The sequence below is a fragment of the Actinomadura craniellae genome (genome assembly GCF_003289645.1).
Classification (GTDB): Bacteria; Actinomycetota; Actinomycetes; order Streptosporangiales; family Streptosporangiaceae; genus Actinomadura_D; species Actinomadura_D craniellae.
The window spans coordinates 276,773-293,157 of sequence record NZ_QLYX01000005.1; the positions used below are offsets into that span (position 1 = coordinate 276,773).

Annotated in this window: 14 protein-coding genes and 1 tRNA gene; 8 read left to right on the forward strand and 7 right to left on the reverse strand. The window is 68.0% G+C overall.

What is annotated here, in order from left to right; genetic code table 11:
- Window positions 1-10 precede the first annotated feature (10 nt).
- Together tadA and DPM19_RS13570 are read left to right on the forward strand one after the other, a co-directional pair.
- Window positions 11-478, forward strand: a complete 468-nt coding sequence (tadA, locus tag DPM19_RS13565; RefSeq protein ID WP_233510125.1) for a tRNA adenosine(34) deaminase TadA — start codon at window positions 11-13, stop codon at window positions 476-478.
- A gap of 10 nt (window positions 479-488) precedes the next feature.
- Window positions 489-575: transfer RNA gene (locus tag DPM19_RS13570), tRNA-Ser, on the forward strand.
- 352 nt (window positions 576-927) lie between these two features.
- On the opposite strand, the gene DPM19_RS13575 is transcribed toward DPM19_RS13570, so the two are convergent.
- Window positions 928-1,239: a type II toxin-antitoxin system VapB family antitoxin gene (locus tag DPM19_RS13575; RefSeq protein ID WP_111867048.1), complete on the reverse strand. Its 312-nt coding sequence runs from the start codon at window positions 1,237-1,239 to the stop codon at window positions 928-930.
- Between the two features lie 506 nt (window positions 1,240-1,745).
- Here DPM19_RS13575 and DPM19_RS13580 point away from each other — a divergent pair.
- The 4 genes from DPM19_RS13580 (at window position 1,746) to DPM19_RS35710 (ending at window position 4,055) form a co-directional block, all read left to right on the forward strand.
- The gene (locus DPM19_RS13580; protein WP_233510152.1) at window positions 1,746-2,567 is read left to right on the forward strand and encodes a helix-turn-helix domain-containing protein; all 822 of its coding nucleotides are present in this window, start codon (window positions 1,746-1,748) and stop codon (window positions 2,565-2,567) included.
- Between the two features lie 265 nt (window positions 2,568-2,832).
- A complete protein-coding gene (locus DPM19_RS13585) occupies window positions 2,833-3,297 on the forward strand; it encodes an SRPBCC family protein (RefSeq protein WP_111867499.1) in 465 nt (154 codons plus the stop codon).
- A 90-nt stretch (window positions 3,298-3,387) separates the two neighbouring features.
- Window positions 3,388-3,645: a CopG family transcriptional regulator gene (locus DPM19_RS13590; RefSeq protein ID WP_111867502.1), complete on the forward strand. Its 258-nt coding sequence runs from the start codon at window positions 3,388-3,390 to the stop codon at window positions 3,643-3,645.
- 32 nt (window positions 3,646-3,677) lie between these two features.
- Window positions 3,678-4,055: a PIN domain-containing protein gene (locus tag DPM19_RS35710; RefSeq protein WP_325050228.1), complete on the forward strand. Its 378-nt coding sequence runs from the start codon at window positions 3,678-3,680 to the stop codon at window positions 4,053-4,055.
- A 113-nt stretch (window positions 4,056-4,168) separates the two neighbouring features.
- Here the strand turns inward: DPM19_RS35710 and DPM19_RS13605 are convergent, their stop codons facing one another.
- Window positions 4,169-5,170 carry a toll/interleukin-1 receptor domain-containing protein gene (locus tag DPM19_RS13605; protein ID WP_111867059.1) on the reverse strand — a complete coding sequence of 334 codons (1,002 nt, stop codon included), beginning with the start codon at window positions 5,168-5,170 and terminating at the stop codon, window positions 4,169-4,171.
- Window positions 5,167-5,805, reverse strand: coding sequence for a toll/interleukin-1 receptor domain-containing protein (locus DPM19_RS35235; protein WP_158566778.1), 639 nt, complete (start codon window positions 5,803-5,805; stop codon window positions 5,167-5,169). Before DPM19_RS35235 ends, DPM19_RS13605 begins: the two co-directional genes overlap by 4 nt.
- 831 nt (window positions 5,806-6,636) lie before the next feature.
- On the opposite strand from DPM19_RS35235, the gene fxsT reads away from it, so the two are divergent.
- Together fxsT and DPM19_RS13620 are read left to right on the forward strand one after the other, a co-directional pair.
- On the forward strand, window positions 6,637-10,566 hold the full coding sequence (gene fxsT, locus DPM19_RS13615) for an FxSxx-COOH system tetratricopeptide repeat protein (protein ID WP_111867065.1): 3,930 nt from the start codon (window positions 6,637-6,639) through the stop codon (window positions 10,564-10,566).
- 23 nt (window positions 10,567-10,589) lie between these two features.
- A complete protein-coding gene (locus DPM19_RS13620; RefSeq protein ID WP_146778854.1) occupies window positions 10,590-11,621 on the forward strand; it encodes a hypothetical protein in 1,032 nt (343 codons plus the stop codon).
- Window positions 11,622-11,630: 9 nt separating this feature from the next.
- Here the strand turns inward: DPM19_RS13620 and DPM19_RS13625 are convergent, their stop codons facing one another.
- The 4 genes from DPM19_RS13625 to DPM19_RS13640 all read right to left on the reverse strand — a co-directional run bounded on the left by DPM19_RS13625 (window position 11,631) and on the right by DPM19_RS13640 (window position 15,978).
- Entirely contained in the window at window positions 11,631-12,887 is a 1,257-nt protein-coding gene (locus DPM19_RS13625; protein WP_158566779.1) for an HEXXH motif domain-containing protein, read from the reverse strand.
- Between the two features lie 32 nt (window positions 12,888-12,919).
- Entirely contained in the window at window positions 12,920-14,077 is a 1,158-nt protein-coding gene (locus tag DPM19_RS13630) for an FxsB family cyclophane-forming radical SAM/SPASM peptide maturase (protein ID WP_111867073.1), read from the reverse strand.
- Between the two features lie 186 nt (window positions 14,078-14,263).
- Entirely contained in the window at window positions 14,264-15,244 is a 981-nt protein-coding gene (locus tag DPM19_RS13635; RefSeq protein ID WP_111867076.1) for a hypothetical protein, read from the reverse strand.
- A gap of 65 nt (window positions 15,245-15,309) precedes the next feature.
- Window positions 15,310-15,978: a toll/interleukin-1 receptor domain-containing protein gene (locus DPM19_RS13640; protein ID WP_158566780.1), complete on the reverse strand. Its 669-nt coding sequence runs from the start codon at window positions 15,976-15,978 to the stop codon at window positions 15,310-15,312.
- Window positions 15,979-16,385: the final 407 nt, after the last annotated feature.

Sequence of the window (16,385 nt, forward strand, 5' to 3'; positions counted from 1 at the left end):
ACCCCGGCGCATGAACCACACCGCCAAACACGAACCCGCAATGCGGCTCGCCCTCACCCAAGCGCGACAAGCCGCCGACACCGGAGACGTCCCCGTCGGAGCCATCATCACCGACCAGGACGGGCAGATCATCGGCACCGGGCACAACGAACGAGAACACCTCGGCGACCCCACCGCCCACGCCGAAATCCTCGCCCTACGCCGAGCCGCCGCCCACCGCGGCCAATGGCGGCTCACCGGCTGCACCCTCACCGTCACCCTCGAACCCTGCACCATGTGCGCCGGCGCCGCCGTACTCGCCCGCATCGACACCATCGTCTACGGCGCCACCGACCCCAAAGCCGGAGCCATCGGCTCCCTCTGGGACGTCGTCCGCGACCGCCGCCTCAACCACCGCCCCGAAGTCATCGCAGAAGTACTCGCCCCCGAATGCGGAGCCCTACTCACCGAGTTCTTCACCCACCGCAGAGTCGGGTAGGCTCTCCCGCGGTGGAGTCGCCTAGTGGCCGAGGGCGCACGCCTCGAAAGCGTGTGATGGGGCAACTCATCCGTGGGTTCAAATCCCACCTCCACCGCGGTCCCAGGGCTCCCCTGCTCGCAAGCTGTGCTTGCTCGCCGGGGGGCCCTTGTCGTGTTTCCCGGGGGGGCGACCCCCCGGACCCCCCGGTGTGGAGGCCTGGCGGCCTCCACCTGGTGGTGGCTGTTGTGTGTGTGGCTTTCGCTTTTTGTGGGCTTTGGGTGCCTAGGTGTGGTTGGGCTTGTGTGGCTTTTTGGGCTGTGTGTGGCCTTTAGGGCTGTGCTTGGGTGGGGTCTTCTGCGTCTGTTTGGCTCTGTGGCTGGGTTCCCTGGTGGGTTGTTTCCGCTTGTTTTGTGGTGCTTGGTGCTTGGTGCTTGGTGCTTGGTGCTTGGGGCTTGGGGGTTAGGGGGCTAGGGGTGGGGGCGGGGGGTGTCCAGGTTGAGGACTCGGGCGTGTAGGGAGAGGCGTTGGTGGAGGGCGGCGCGTAGGGCTCGGTGGAGGCCGTCTTCCAGGTAGAGGTTGCCTTGCCATTGGACTACGTGGGGGAAGAGGTCGCCGTAGAAGGTGGAGTCCTTGGCCAGGAGGGAGTGGAGGTCCAGTTCGCGCTTGGTGGTGATCAGTTGGTCTAGGCGGACCTGGCGTGGGGGGATTTTGGCCCAGTCGCGGCTGCCCAGGCCGTGGTCGGGATAGGGGCGGCCTTCGCCCACCGACTTGAAGATCACGCTATGAGTCTACGTGGTGAGGGTGGGGGTGGGAGGGGTGCGGGAGGGGATGTGGAGGGGTGGGGGGCGATGGTTGGGAAGCGTTTGTATATATGCATGTGGCAGATTTGTGGGGGTCTGCGCGGTTGGGTTGGTTATTTTGTGTTAGGTGGGTGTATTTGATGTGGGGGAGAGAGTGATTAGGGGGAATGGTGTGTGGGGTGGGTGGCCTGATGTGGTCGATTTCGGGGATCTGTTGAGAGTTTGCTGGAACGGGGCTTCAGGAAGATAGAGTCGTCGCCTGGGCTCGTCTTCCGGGGTTGATGAGTTTGCTCGGACACGGGCGGTAATCGGGTGCGCGGCAGTGTCGCCGGGTTCTTCTATGTTGTCGACCTGCTTAATGCAGCGAGTCGTTTCAGGGAGAAGTGATGATCGCAGAGCGGGCTGCGGGGGCTGCGGGGGCTGGGGGGGCTGCGGGTGGTGGTGCGCCTGGTCATTCCAGGGGTGGGCCAACTGTGGTGCGGGTGATGCTGGGCGGGCAGTTGCGTCGATTGAGGGAGGCGCGGGGCATGAGTCGGGAGGAGGCCGGGCAGGCCATCCGGGTGAGCCGGTCCGAGATCGGGCGGGTGGAGTTGGGGCACGTGCGGGTCGGTCGGCGCGAGGTGTCCGAACTGCTCACCCTGTACGGGATCGACGATGAGCGGGAGCGGGCGTCCGTCCTGGACCTGGTTCGCCAAGGCGGGGTTCCGGGCTGGTGGCACCAGTACGGTGACGTGCTGCCGGACTGGTTCGAGACCTATGTGGGGCTGGAGGAGGCGGCCGACACGATCCGCACCTACGAGGTGCAGTTCGTGCCGGGGCTGCTCCAGCATGAGGACTACGCGCGGGCCGTCGCCCTGCTCATGTTCGCCCAGGAACCCACTGAGAACGTCGATCGCCGGGTTGCGCTCCGGATGGCACGGCAGCGGCTGCTCACCAGGCCGGACGGTCCCCAGCTCCAGTGCGTCGTGGACGAAGCCGCACTCCGGCGGCCACTGGGCGGGCGCCGGGTGCTGCGCGCGCAACTGGAACACCTGATCGAGGTGTGCGCGCTGCCGAACGTCACGCTGCAGATCGTCCCATTCGACGCGGACATCCCCATGGCCGTCGGCTGCCCGTTCACCATCCTGCGGTTCGCCGAACCGGCCCTGCCCGACGTGGTGTACCTGGAGCAGCTCACCAGCGCCCTCTACCTGGACGCCCCTGCCGACGTGGCCGACTACACGCACATCATGGGCAACCTAAAGAAAGCCGCCCACCCTCCCTCGGACACCCGATCAATCTTGCATAACTTCCTCGCGGAGCTGTAACCGCTCACCCGAAAGTGTTCAACACCACGTCGGGTACAACGACCGGACGGCATCACTGATTACCCACACCAGATCCCGACCCGACATCTACCCAACGACCACCAAAAAACCAGAACGCACTTATTGGACACCCACGGCAATCCGCCACAGTCCCCTCTCTGCATCCAGCATTGTGCAGCGAGTGGTTGCTCTCCGGGATGGGGCGTGGAGGCTTGGGTGCGCCCCGGAGAAGCTGCAAGCGACTACTTATGTGAAGATGCTCGGCATGGATATCGAGCGGTTCGAGGTGAGCAGGGACGTCCCCGCGTCGCCGGAACGTGTGTTCGCGCTGCTGTGCAGCCCTCAGGGCCATGTCGCCATCGACAGTTCCGGGATGCTGCAGTCGGCGGAGGGGGAGCCGGTCAGGGCCGTGGGCGACAGCTTCGTCGTCCACATGGACCGCGAAGCCCTCAACGACATGCCCCTGGGCAAGTACGACGTCACCGTCCTCATCACCAAGTACGAGCAGGACCGGCTCCTCGAATGGACCATCCGGGGCCGGATCCGCCCCCAGATCAAGCACCTCTACGGCTACCGTCTCGAACCCGTCGAGGCCGGCACCAGGGTCGTCTCCTACTACGACTGGAGCGAGATCGACGAGGCGTACCGGGACAAGGGCATCTTCCCGGTCATCTCCGAAACCGCCCTGCGCGCCACACTCGGCATCCTGGACCGCACGCTCGCGACCTGAGCGGCACGGCTGCCCACGACCTCAACCCGGATAGACGCCTGTTCGGTGATGGGCGCCGCTTCTGGTGGCATTCAAAGTAGGATGATGGGCATGAATGAGCCTACGCAGAAGTATTCCGTCACGCTTCCCCGGGACATCGCCGAAGCCGCCCGGGCGCGGGGCGGTCCGTCCGGGCTGTCGTCGTATGTCGCGGCAGCGGTGGCACGCCAGCTCGAGCGAGACGATCTTCGCGAGCTCGTTGGAGTGGCAGAGGCCGAACACGGCCCGATCACCGACGAGGAGATCCAGGCCAGGCGCGATGCGCTGGTGCGGGCACGGGAGCAGCAGGGCGGGTCGAGTGCGGCGTGAACCGCCCGGTCGCCACTCCCGCGGGGACATTGGTGCTGGACAGTGAGGGACTTGCGAAAGCGGTACTACGTGACCGTGAGGTGACCGGCTGGCTCGCCCTGGCCCTTGCCGACGACCTCCGGGTGATCACAAGCGCGGCGACCCTGGTCGAGGTGATCCATCCACGGATCAATCGGCCCGCGCTGGAATGGACCCTGTCGCGCATGGTGATCGCCCCGGTCACCGCTGAGATCGCCAGACACGCCGCCGGTCTCCTCGCCGACGCTGGCCTGCATGGACACAAGTACGCCATCGACGCGATGCTCTCGGCCACGGCGCTCGCCGCTCCCGGTCCCGTCACCGTTCTCACCTCCGACCCCGATGACATCGCCAACCTCTGCGGTCGAAGTGCCACCATCATCAAGATCTAAAGAGCTGATGGCGTCGTCTGCCCGCGCACATCACCGCTACGGCGTCCGCAAGATGGAGCACCGGCTGGCCTCCCCCGCCCTCCGCGGACCACAAGACCCCCGAGGGAAAAGGATCATTCCCACGAATTGATGATCTTTTCTGTCTGGGCCAGGATGGCGGCCATGGCGGGTTCGTGGCCGATCAGGTCACCAAGGTCGTTGATTGAGCCACGAAAGAAGTGCTCGTTCCGGGTGCGGTCGAAGTAGTCGACGAGGCCCCATAGTCTCGCCCCCGGGTAGCGGCTGTCAGGCAGGCCGATGAGGCCGGGCGAGATGTGCCGTTCCTTTCGCCGCTGCACCGCCTGCTTCCACGTCTCGAAGAAATCGCTTTCTGATAGCTGCGTCAGGCCCGCCAGAAGCCGCACGAGTTCCTGGTTCAGATCCTCATTCGACACGGTCGAGCCGCCTCCCGTGCTCGTCCGTGCGGTCGTGGCAGGGGTGGCGGGGCGGGAGGGGCCAGTCGGTGCGGGAGGGGTGGCCGTGGCGGGGTCGCCGAACGCGGGAGGGACCGCGGCGGCCTCCCTCCAGTCGATCGGCGGTAGCGCGAGGCGCGCCGCCACGGCGATCTGTTTGGCGAGGTCGAGGCAGAGTGCGGCGTACACCTCGGGATAGAGGGCCTGGAGTTCGATGATCGGACGCCGGCTCAGATCGGACCCTGGTGTCGCGGGACTGAAGAACTGGCTGCGACTGATCACGCTGGGCAGCGTGCTGTGGATCTGCTCCCAGCGGACGGGGATGATGGCCGGGATCCCGGGGGGTCCGTGCGGGGCGGAGCGGTGGATACGGTCGTTGAACACGCCCCATTCCCTTCCGCACCATCCGCTGGTCAGGTAGCTCTCGCTGACCAGTGCCACCATGCATCCCGCCGTCGCGGTGTTGTGGAGGAGCGTGTACTCCCAGTCGTGGCCAGGGGGGATGTTCCGCTGGTCGAGGAAGCCCGGTTCACCGACTCCTCGCCCCATTTCCGAGCGCACCCAGTTCGACACGTCCTCGTGGAACCGTGCCACCTGCTTCTCGTTGCGGTTTCTGGCGTAGCTGGTGAAGAACACGAAGGGGGCGGGATTCGCCGGGCTCATGGGGCCACCTCCTGCGCGGCGGATCCTAATTCCTGTAGCAGCCGGCCGAGAGCGCTTCTGCGGAGCCGGTAGAGAGAGATCGTTGTTGCGGCGAGTGCCTCCGGAAGCTCGTCGCCGTCGTCGATCCTCACCTTGATCAGGCGAGGGGCTCCCTCGGAGCGGGGCGCCCCGGCATCACGCAGAATCGCCGTTATCTCCTCCAGGGAGCCGGGCGGGAGGGCCGGCGGCGACAGATAGTCCCGGGAGAGGAGGGCGACGACGCGTTCGCCGCTCGCCCAAGCCCTGCCGAGCGCCTCGCGGAGCGGCTCGGCCGCCCCCACGTTCCATTTCACGAGCCGGGCCGGGAGACCGTGTCTCATCAGTAACTCGGCGATCCATTCCGCCCGGGGAAGGTCGGCCCCGACGTAGCTGATGGCGATGGTTTCCGTTGACCCGTGCGATGGCTCGGACGTTCTCGTGGAGCGGGCCGGCACCGCTTCGAGGTCCGGTGCCGCCCCGAACGCGGGCCGGACGGCTCCGGCCCGCTCCGGGTCCGCCGGGCTCGGCGCCTCGCCGGCGCCGGTGAGCACCTCGGAGGCAACGGCTTTCAGGACGCCGTGGTACCCGCCCTGCCCCGACGTGATCTGCCGCAGCATCAGATGCTGCACCCCGAGGGAGCGGTAGGGCTCCGCGCCGAACGAACTCCAGAACCGTGGCATGGGCTCGATGGATCGGGGAACGACCGAGGTGAGATGTCGCCATCTCACCGGGATGAGAGAACGAAAGCCCCGAGGTGATTCACGCGTCCGCTGGGAGAAAATCGCCCAGTCACTCCCGCACCGGTGATCCGCGAAGTAGCGATCAGAAATAAGAGCGATCATCGTTGGGGTGGACGCGACGGCCGAGAGCCTGTCTCCTGCCTGCCCGACCCACCGCCCTGTGGCGGGCCTGCCCGTCCTGGCGTGGAGCTCACGCTCTAAATCCTGTTGGAACCGGCGCACCCAGGGTGTGTCTTCTCCGGTCGCACTGCTGGTCAAGAAGTACAACCCCGAGCCACCTCGCAAAGGTCTTCCGACGGAGAGCGTGGTGGGGGTGGATGAGGGCCGTCGGGACGAACCTGTTCCACCGCCTGAAGGCTCATCGTAGACGGTGAAACTCCTCAGGGTATCCATCTGCGCGCCAAGGGCCCCTTCCCTAGCGGTATGACCAGAGTTCCCGACCGGGTGAGTGGCATCGCCGTTAAGATTTTCACGCGGTATATCGTATGGTATGGAGGCTGCGTTATAGATCATCCTTGATGTGGATGCCCGAAACGCCGTTATGTGTCCCGTGACCGATTGGCCGGATGTGGACAAAATTCCCGGGGTATTCCTAGTGGCGTAAGGCCCTTTGACTTTCCGTTCGTGCGATTAGAGTGCTAATTCGGGGTCATCAGAGCGTTGTAGGTCTTCACCAGATCGTCACATGTAGAGCGGAGAGTCCGTTTGATGAGAGGGGACATCGTTCACAAGATCGTGGGTTTCCGCGGTTACCAGTCCGGACTGGGCGTGTCCAAAGGGCTCGCGAACATCGCCTGGATCCTCGGCAGCCACGGCCGCCGGGTGCTCATCGTCGACTGGACGGACCACCAGGGATCTCCGACGCTGCTGCGCCACCTGGGCCCCTACATGGACGTCCGTCCCGACTCCGGGCTCCGGCAACTCGCCGAGCAGTACGAGCGCTCCTGGCTCCCCGGTAGCGGGGACCACGACGGCTGGGAGGCCCCCGCGATCCCGTTTGCCGACCAGGCGGTGGTCTTGAAGATGAACTTCGACTGGCGGGATCCGGCTCTCCCGCCCCCTGTGGAGTTCCTCGCCCGCGGCGACCGGGTACCGGACAACGGTGGTGGCGACGAGCCTTTCACCTGGGAACGCTTCCTCTCGGAGCCGGTGCGGGCCGACTTCATCAAGGACATGGGCGCGAGCCTGCGCAACGCCGATTTCGATCACATTCTGATCGACACCGACCAGGGCTCGCCCGACCTCGCCGACGCGGCCCTGGAACTTCTCGACGTCCTCGTCTACTACTTCCCCGGGACGGAGGACGGGCTCCGGCCCAGCCGCGCCAAGCTGGACGAGCTCGTCGCACGAGCGGGGGCCGATCTGCGCGTCCTGCCGGTGAGCGGGCGCGTGGACGCCCGCGACCCACGCGATCAGTCCCTCATGCGCAGGCGGATCAGAGCCGCCTACGAGGGACTGCCCGTGGGCGATCCGGCGTCGCGTGACCGGTACTGGAACGGGACCGAGGTGCCCGCCTGGCCCACCTACGGCAGGGCCGAGACCATGGCCGCGGTCGCCGAGGACCCGCGGCATCTCTACGCGATGATCAAGCCCTACGAGAACATCACGGCCGCGGTGCTGGGCGAGGAGGAGTTCCGCGTCATACCGCTGGAGGAACACGCCCGGGAAGAGGAACTCCACCGCGTGCAGCGGAGCCTCCGGAACCAGCGCCCCCGGGTGGGGCTGCTGAGCGCGCCATGCGACGTGGTCTGGCGGGAGTGGATCGGCGCGGTGCTCCACGGGCTCGGCGTCGAGACGTCGGTGGAGGTCGTCGGCGACGGGGAGAGCCCGGACGTTCTCCGGTTCTCCGAAGACCCCAGCCCGCTGCTCGTGGTCATGTCATCCGGTTTCGAGGGGACACCGGAGAGCAATCTCGCCGGCGCGCTCTGGCATGTCACGGCGGATCCAGGGGCGTCCGCCCCGTCCCGTGACGTCGTGGGCGCCAAGGTGAGCGAGCTCTCCGAAGGCGCCGTGCTGCCCTCCCACGTGATCGACCTGCTCTTCCTTCCCGAGGCGGGAGCCCGCCAGGAACTCGGCCGCCGCTTCGGCGACCTCGGGCAGGAGAGCCCGGCGGGCCGCCTGTCCGTGCGCTACCCCGCGCGGTATCCGGCGCTCGACAGCCTGCCCGCCCAGGACCGCGAGTTCGTCGGGCGGAACGAGATCATCGCGCGGCTGCGCGAGCAACTCCCCGCCTCGGGACGGAACGGGCGTCCGATGGCGCTGGTCGCTCCCGGCGGCCTGGGCAAGTCCGCGATCGCGCTGGAGTACGCCTGGCGTTACCGCAGCCAGTTCGACATCGTCTGGTGGATCGAGGCCCGTAACGCGGGATCGGCCCGTGAGGAGCTGGAACGGCTGGCCGGTGGCTTCCTCGGTGGCGAGCAGGCGGAGGACGCCGTCCACGTGATGCTCCGCAAGCTCCAGAGAGGCGAGGTTCCGGAGGCCATCCAGAACACCCGTTCGGACGGGAGCGGCGCCGACAACACCCCCGAAACCCTGCGCTGGCTGCTCGTCTACAACGACGCGCCCAAGGACGACAGCCTCCTCGACCTGCTCGCGGTGCCGGGGCCCGGCGGGCAGGTCCTGGTGACGTCACGGGACGAGCAGTGGGCGGAGCGGGCCGACGTCATCAGGGTCGAGCACCTGCCGGGAGCGGACGCCAGCGAACTGCTCGCACGGAGGGCGAAGGGCAACAACATCCTGAAGCCCGTCGCCACCGATCTCAGCGACGCTGTCAGGAACGAGCCGCTGCCGATCCAGTACCTCAAGGGTTACATGGATGTCGGCCCGAGCCAGATCACCTACCGGGGCTCGACGGACCTGGCGATCCAACTGCTGAAGCGCCTGGAGGCCGGGGAGGACACCTCGCCTCCGCTCGCCCGGGTCCTCGACATGGTGCTCCCCGACCTGGCGAGGGTGTCCCCGGGGGCGGACCTGTTGCTGCACTGCTCGGTGTTCCTGGCCGCCCGGGGCGCCAACCAGGAACTGCTCGGTTCACGGGCGATGGTCGAGGCCATCGCCGAGGCCGACGAGACGGTCAGGTCCGGGGACCGGACCTTCGGTGAACTGCTCGGCCTGCTGAGCAAGTACCGGCTCGCCCGGATCGATCAGCGCACGGGACGCCTGTCGGTTCACCAGAAGACCTGCCGGGCGGTCATCGACCGGCTGTCCGAGGAGCGGAGGGAGAGCCTGCGCGAGCGGATTCAGCAGCTGGTCGCCGCCTTCGCGCCGCCGGACCACGAGATCGACGATCCGCGCCACGACGGCGTCTACCGGGAGGTCGCCCTGCACCTCGAACCGGCCGGGATGTTAAGTCGTGAGACGTCCTCCTGGGGCACGGAGATCCGCAGGGCGATCGTCAACACCCTGAGGTTCCACTACAGGCAGAACCAGTTGACGGAGGTGGAACGGGTCGCTCCTGCTCTGATAGAGCAGTGGGCCGCCCGGTTCGGAAAAGACGACCCGCTCCTGCTCCGGCTCCGGGTGCAGTGGGCCAACGTGCTACGGGCCAGGAGCCGCTACGAAGAGTGCATGCGGATCGACCAGGACGTCCTGCAACGTCAGACGAACCTGCTCCCGCTGAACCATCCGCACGTGCTGAAGACCCAGGGCAGTCTCGCCGCGGACTACCGGGGCAGAGGCGACTTCCTTCTCGCCAAGGGCAACGACGCGAACATCCACACCACGATGCGGATCGCCCTCGGCGACGAGCACCTTGACACGCTGGGAGCCGCGAACAACCTCGCGCTGGACCTGGTGCTGACGGGCGACATCAACGGCGCCCTCACCTTCAACCAGGAGATCTACCGCATCCTGCAAGGAGTGTTCGGTGACCTGCACCCTCGCACGATCAGGGCCGTCACCAGCCTCGGGATCCGGTACGGACAGCTCGGCCAGTACGAGGTGTCCCGGGAACTGCTGGAGATGGCCAGGCAGCGGCGGGTCACGACGAGAAGCATGGACGGCCCGGACGGGTTCAAGCTGCTGAACGCGCTGTCGATCTCGCTCCGGGGGCTAGGGCACTCTGATGCGGCCGCCCTTGCGCGGACCGCCTACCAGGGAATCGACGCGATCTACGGGCCGGACAACCTGTACACGCTGACCTCCGCGGTCAGTCTCGCGGCGGCGCTCCACGCCGAAGGATCCAGCGGCGAAGCCCTGGATCTCGCGCGCAAGTACGTGGACGGTATGGAGAGTCTTCTCCCGCCGGTGCACCCTTTCATCTCGCTGTGCCGCGCGAATCTTGCCGTCTACGCCCGCGCGGTCGGCTCGGGGGACCTGGCCCTGGAGGCGGCCGAGACCGCCTACCAGGGGTTGGCGGACAGCTCGTCTCTGGGCAGGACACATCCGTTCACGCTCATCGTCGGCCTCGGGCTGGCCAACTCCCTCATCACGGACTCCGCGCGACGTCATGAGGCGGAAGCGCTCGATTCCGCGGCCGCCGAGGCGCTGGGCAGCCTGCTCCGCGGGCGCCCGCAGGACGGCGAGCACCCCCACGCCGCCGTGGCCAGAAGGAACCTCGACCACACTCGCAGCCTCCTCGCCGGGCGCGAGAGCGACGAAACGCGTGGGGAAATCGAGCTGGACCTGCCGGGGATCTGACCCAAACTACCCACGGAGTGAGCATGACCGATTTCCACACACCCGGACCGGAGGGTCTTCCAGCGGGTTTCTACCAGCGCACTTTCGGGAGAACCCTGCGTTCCTGGCGGGAGTCCGGCGAAATCTCGCAGAGCGAGAGTTCGCGGGAGCTGTGTCGCAAGGTCGTCCTCTCGCGCAAGGTCCATTTCCTCGCCTATTTCGTGGACGGTTCGTGCGCCTACTGCTGCGACGTACTGACCGCCGAGCAGCGCTACGGCGACCAGATGATCGACAGCCAGGAGGCGGCGGAACTCCGGCGCGCGCAGCTCCTGACGAACGGCCAGGAGTTGAACTTCGTGGTCGGCCGCCTGGATCACGCCCTGCGCCCGCTGCGGTCGGGACGCCTCATCCGCGCCGTGTTCGAGGTCCAGGAGGGTGCGCTGTTCTACTACTCGACCGTCGAGGACGAGTACCTCGTCGGCGCGAGACTGGACCGCACCGGCGTCGAGGACGCCGACCGGGCGATGGCGGAACTGAGTGAGCGGCTGCGTATCGACAGCGGCTGGGGAGGGGCCATCAACTACGGCTCCTATGCCGACGAGTTCTCGCTCGGTCACATCTCGATGACCGCGGAGGAGCCCCGGTACAACCGGCAGTTCGCCCCGCATGCCGACAGAGCACTCATGGAGCGGTGCCTCCTCGCACTGGACCGCCGTGACCTGCACTATTTCGCTTACTTCGAAGGCCCTGACCTGATTTTCGCCGGGGACATCTTCGACAACGAATTCCTTGCACAGTTCTTCACCCGTGTCACCCCCGCCTCCCGTCGCCTCCGCTACCTCCAGATCGGGCGCCTGCTGTACACGGTCATCGCCCAGCTGAGCCCGCACCTGGGCGTGTCACTCGGCGGTGGCCTGTACCGAACGGTCCTCGACGTCGAGGCGGGCGCGCTCTACTACCTGCGGATCAGCGACACCCGCTCCGTCATCGGGGTGACCCTGGACCAGTCGAGCGTGGCGGCGGCCGACCAGCAGGTGGAGAAGCTGGCCGGCCTGCTGCGCGGCGCCGAGGGGTGAGGGCGGCCGTCACGGGGCGTGGTTCCGCCGCCACCGGGTGAGGTGGAGCCGTGACTCCTCGGCGGCGAGCGCACCGGCCTCGGGGGGAACCGGTTCGGCCGACCACTCCCCGAGCGTTCGCGCGACCTCCTCGACGAACACCCTGCCGAGCGGATGGAGCCCGGCACCGTTCAGGGCGTCCGCACAGGCCCGCCGGGTGTCCTCGCGCCACCGCGCGAAGGAGGCGTGGGCCCGCAGGGACTCCGGCCGGCACTCGCGCCGGCGGCGCCAGAAGTCCGTCAGGCTGAGATGCGCGTAGATGCCCTGGATCAGCCCGTGGAGAGGGCGGGGATCTTCCCGCCACGGCGCGTAGTAGAGGTCGGTGTGATCGTCACGGACCAGTGCGGCGACGTCGAGGAGCGCCGAGAGCTTCACATGCTGGGTCTCGTGCACGAGGGCGGCGGCGAGCGTGACCGGGTCGCTCATGCGCGACCAGCCGATGCATCCGAAGAGCTCCGGCGACGAGGCGCTCCGCCAGCCCTGCCGGGGCGGAGCGAGGGGCACCAGCACCCGCACCCATGCCTGGATCTCCTCCGCACGCTCGCGGTGGTCGCGCCGCAGGACCGACCACGCCGCGCCGAGGCTCCGGCGCCAGGCGGCGAAGGCGTCCTCGGTGAGGCGCTCCTTGACCGGCAGCGCGGGGAACCGGCTCGGGTGCAGGTCGTCGAGCACGGGGTGCCAGCCGCTGCCGTCCCCGGGCAGCGACAGCCTCCGGACCGGCTGCCACACGCCGTCCGGTTCCGTGAGGTCCTCGGGCAGGTCGATCGCGCGATCCGCCCAGGTGATCCGGGCGATCCCGCCGGAGGCCCGCACCACCACCGGCTCGGTGGTCCGCCCCGGCAGCCGCACGGCGCCGAGCGAGGGCAGGTGGAGCAGGTCACCGCCCGGGGCGATGTCCAGCGTGAAGTCCACGCGCGCCCGCAGGGCGGCCGCGGCGGCGACCGCGGCGATGTGCCGCACGGGTGTGCGCGGCCCGCCTGCGCGGACGCTCTTCAGCGTGTGCCAGAGCCACGCCCCGACCGCCGGGTAGTCGAGGACCCGGGCGACGGCTCGCGCGTCGGCGCGCTCGGCCGCGAGCAGGAGCGCGTAACCGGCGCCGGTGACCCGGTCGGCCGGGGTGCTCACCTGGATCAAGCCGCGCAGCAGCAGCTTCCGCTTGCTGTGCTGCGCCGCTGTGAGCAGCCTGACGGCCTCCGGGCCGGCCCGTCCCCGCGCCAGTTCGAGCACGACCGGCTCGGGGACCTGGTGGTAGCGGACGTCTATGGCGCTGCCCTCATTCCGGCCAGCCCCGCCACGACCTCCGCCTGCACGTGGCGGATCAGCCGCGACAGGTCGCCACAGTAGACGGACGGGTTGACGAATCCCGATCCGGCCGCGTACCGGTGGGCCAGGGAACCGCCGCCGCAGACCCGCAGGAGCGGGCAGCCGAGGCACTCGGTGGACCTGCGCTCCATGTCCCTGACGTGGGCCGACGCGGTGACCGCCGAGAACGTGTGGGAGAACACGTGCCGCCCGGTGGCCGCCGCCCCCGGATAGGTCGACTTGAGCGTGTCGGACAGCTCGATGGCGCCGTTGGTCTCGATCACCAGGACGCCGGGCGGTGCCGTCCCGACCAGTGAACTGCGCGTCGCGCCGCCCAGCAGGAGATGCACCAGCTCCTGGAAGAGCCGCACCTTCGTTTCCCGGCGGGGCGCGGAGAACCAGCGGTCGAAGACCGCGATGAGCCAGCCCGCGTACACCGACGCGGAACGGTCGGGAGGCCGGCCCGGCGGTGGGGCCGACCAGTTCCCGTGGGGCAGCAGGAAATCGACTGCGGGCGGCCGGTGGTCGAGGAGCGCCTCGTAGGTCTCGACCGGGTCGTTGCGCGGGTCGATCGTGCACAGGATCCCGGCGTACAGGTGCGGACGTTCCCGCAGGAGCGCGAGGGCCGCCGTGACCTCGCCGTGACTGCCCCTACCGTCGCGGAACCGCCGGTGCCGGTCGTGGGCGGCCGGGGTGCCGTCGAGGCTCACGGCGACCTTGATGTCATGCCGGTCGAAGGTTTCGAGGGCCGCGGCGGTCAGCCGCACACCGTTGGTCTGCACCACGGTCCCGACCCGGCCCCGACCGTCCGGGGCGGGGCCGGCGACCCTCGCCACCTCGGTACGAACGGTGTCGGAGATCGAGGCCAGGCGTTCCGGCCCGGCCAACAACGGCTCGCCTCCGTGCAGGATGAGGCGCACCAGGAGGAGGTCGTGATCCCGGACGTGCTCGGCGATGCGCCGGGCGATGGCCACGACCACGGCGTCGCCGATGGCTCGGGGCTGGTTTCGCCACCCCTGGTCGGCCATGGTGTACACGTAGCAGTGGTCACAGGCCAGATCACACCGGCTGTGCACCTTGACAACGAATTCGGTCGGTATTGCTGATTCGATCATCCGGTACCGCGCATTCGCCGCTTTGGCCGTGCGAGAACTGGGAAAGCCGCGAACACGTACGTCGGGAAATCTGCGCACGACTTCGCGTCAGGATACCCCCGCGCTTACCACCGGTCTGTGAAATTTGCACCAAAGACACAGCGGGTGCCCGGGCCGGACACACCGAAAAGACGCTGGCCGGCTCGATTATTCACCGATGAGGTCGGCGAGCCTTTCAAAGAGGATTTTGGCATTGTCCGCAGCGGGGTCTTGGGCTAGTTCCCGAAGGGCTTCTCCCGCCTTGCGGAGACGGCGCTGGTCTTTGCACGCCATGATCAGGCCCCTTCGCCGTACGGCGGGGTAGGGGTTCGTCTGCCAGGGCATGGTGCGCCTTCCGAAGATGCGCTCCGAGAGCTGGGTCTGGGCTTGCGGATCATCGAGGATGGGCAGTTTGTCCAGCGTCTGGGCGAGGTCGTCTTCGACCCGCTGGGGCTCGCCGTCGCTGACCCGGGGTTTCGGCACCAGATCCGCGACGGCCGGGACGGGGACGGCCGGGCCGCCGGATTCCGCCCCGAGCCGTAGGAGCCTGGCGCAGATGTGCGGGTCCATGGGGCCGTCGGCGATGATCCGGCCCACTTCGGTCAGCGGCGCGGGACGGTGGGCCAGCAGGGCTGCGATCTCTTTCGCCTGCTGGGGGTTGATCAGCGGGGCGACCTGGGAAAGGAGGAGCAGCGACTCGTTCTCCTTGAGAGCGCCCAGCACGATCTTCCCCGTGTTCTGGCCGTCCCTGTCTCCGGCGTCCCCGGCGTCCCCGGCGTCCTTGGGGACGAGAATGACATGGGCCTCGGACGAGGGAAGGTGCTCGTTGAAATCCGCGAAGCGCGACCGGCCTTCGAAGACGAACAGCCAGCCTCGCGAGGGTACGGGCCGGAGACCTGCCCGGGCGACCTCCTGGCCGATCCGTGCGCACTCCGCCGCCAGGTCGGCTCCGGCGGGGAACCACCAGATGACGTCGTAGCGGAGCGCGAACCGGTGCGTGTACTCCAGGGCGAGTTCGGTGCGGCCGGCCCGGGCCAGGCCCGGTTCGGCGATGATCGCCGCCGGCCCGTCCGTGACCATTTCGCTGAGGGCGTCGAGTTCGTCATCGCGCCCGCTGAAGAGGGGGTTGCGGCTCGGGCGCCGGCACACCGGTGGCTCTTCGAAGGGGAGTCGTGGCGGGCGGCTCAGGGGGCGGCCGCTGAAGGTGTGGTGTGTCATCGCACGGCTTCGAGGAGTCTCTCGATCGTTTGCTGGTCTTCGGGGTCGAGCCGGATGGAGGTTCTCTCCAGGGTCTCGGGGAGGTGGGCCGACCCGGCGATCCGCACTTTGACGATGCCCGCGGTGGCCCCGGGCACGTCCGCGAGGGCGGTCTCGATGTTCTCGCCCTCCTTGGTGTCGAGTGTCCGCGTGGGGGCGGTGAGGTACTGGTCGGAGAGCACCGCGATGACGCGTTTCCTGCCGTGCCCGGCGCGGGCGATGGCCTGCGACAGCGGCTCGCCCGCTCCGACCCGCCATCTGATCAGGGAGACCTCGTGGTTCGCCGGTTCGCTCTGGAGGAGGTGTGAGATCCATTCCGCCCAGGGCTGGTCGGCACCGACATAGCTGATCGCGACCTTCCGTGCTCCTTTGCTCCCTGGTTCGCTCTTGATGCCGGTGGGCGGGGTGGTGGGCACCTGTCCGGTAGGACGACGAAGCGGTTGCTCCTCGGGAATCGGGGAGAGCGCGGGAAGCGGCTGGGCGATCGCGGCGGAGACGAGTTCCGCCGTCCGCCTGACGGTGGCGTAGTAGCCGCCCGGTCCCTCGTTCACCTGCCTGCGCATGAGGTGGAAGATGCCGCTGTCGGCGTAGGGGAGGTCGTCGAAGGCCGTCCAGGGGGCGGGCATGGGGTGGAATGCGGGCGGAAGGGTGGGAACGGGGGTTTTCCAGCGCAGCGGTATGAGCGGAACGCCTGTGCCGGAGTGGGATGTCATGCGGCTGTTGAACAGCGACCAGTCGTGTTGACAGAGCGGGTCGGAAAGGTAGCTCTCGGAGATCAGGGCGACCATCGCGGGAACGGAAGCCACTGTCGCGGTCCGTTCGCCGGTGGTGATGCGCCTTCCGAAGATGTGGGACCCACGGAGGGTGCGAAGCACCATTTCAAGATCGTCATGAAAACGGCGAACCCAGTCGGTGTCCTCGCCCGCTGCACTGCTGGTGAAAAAGCAAGGTTCCATACCGCCTCACAATGTTCGCGGCGTGATACCTCAGTGTCGCGCCTGCGGCACTGGCTGGAGGCGCTCCTTACGCGACC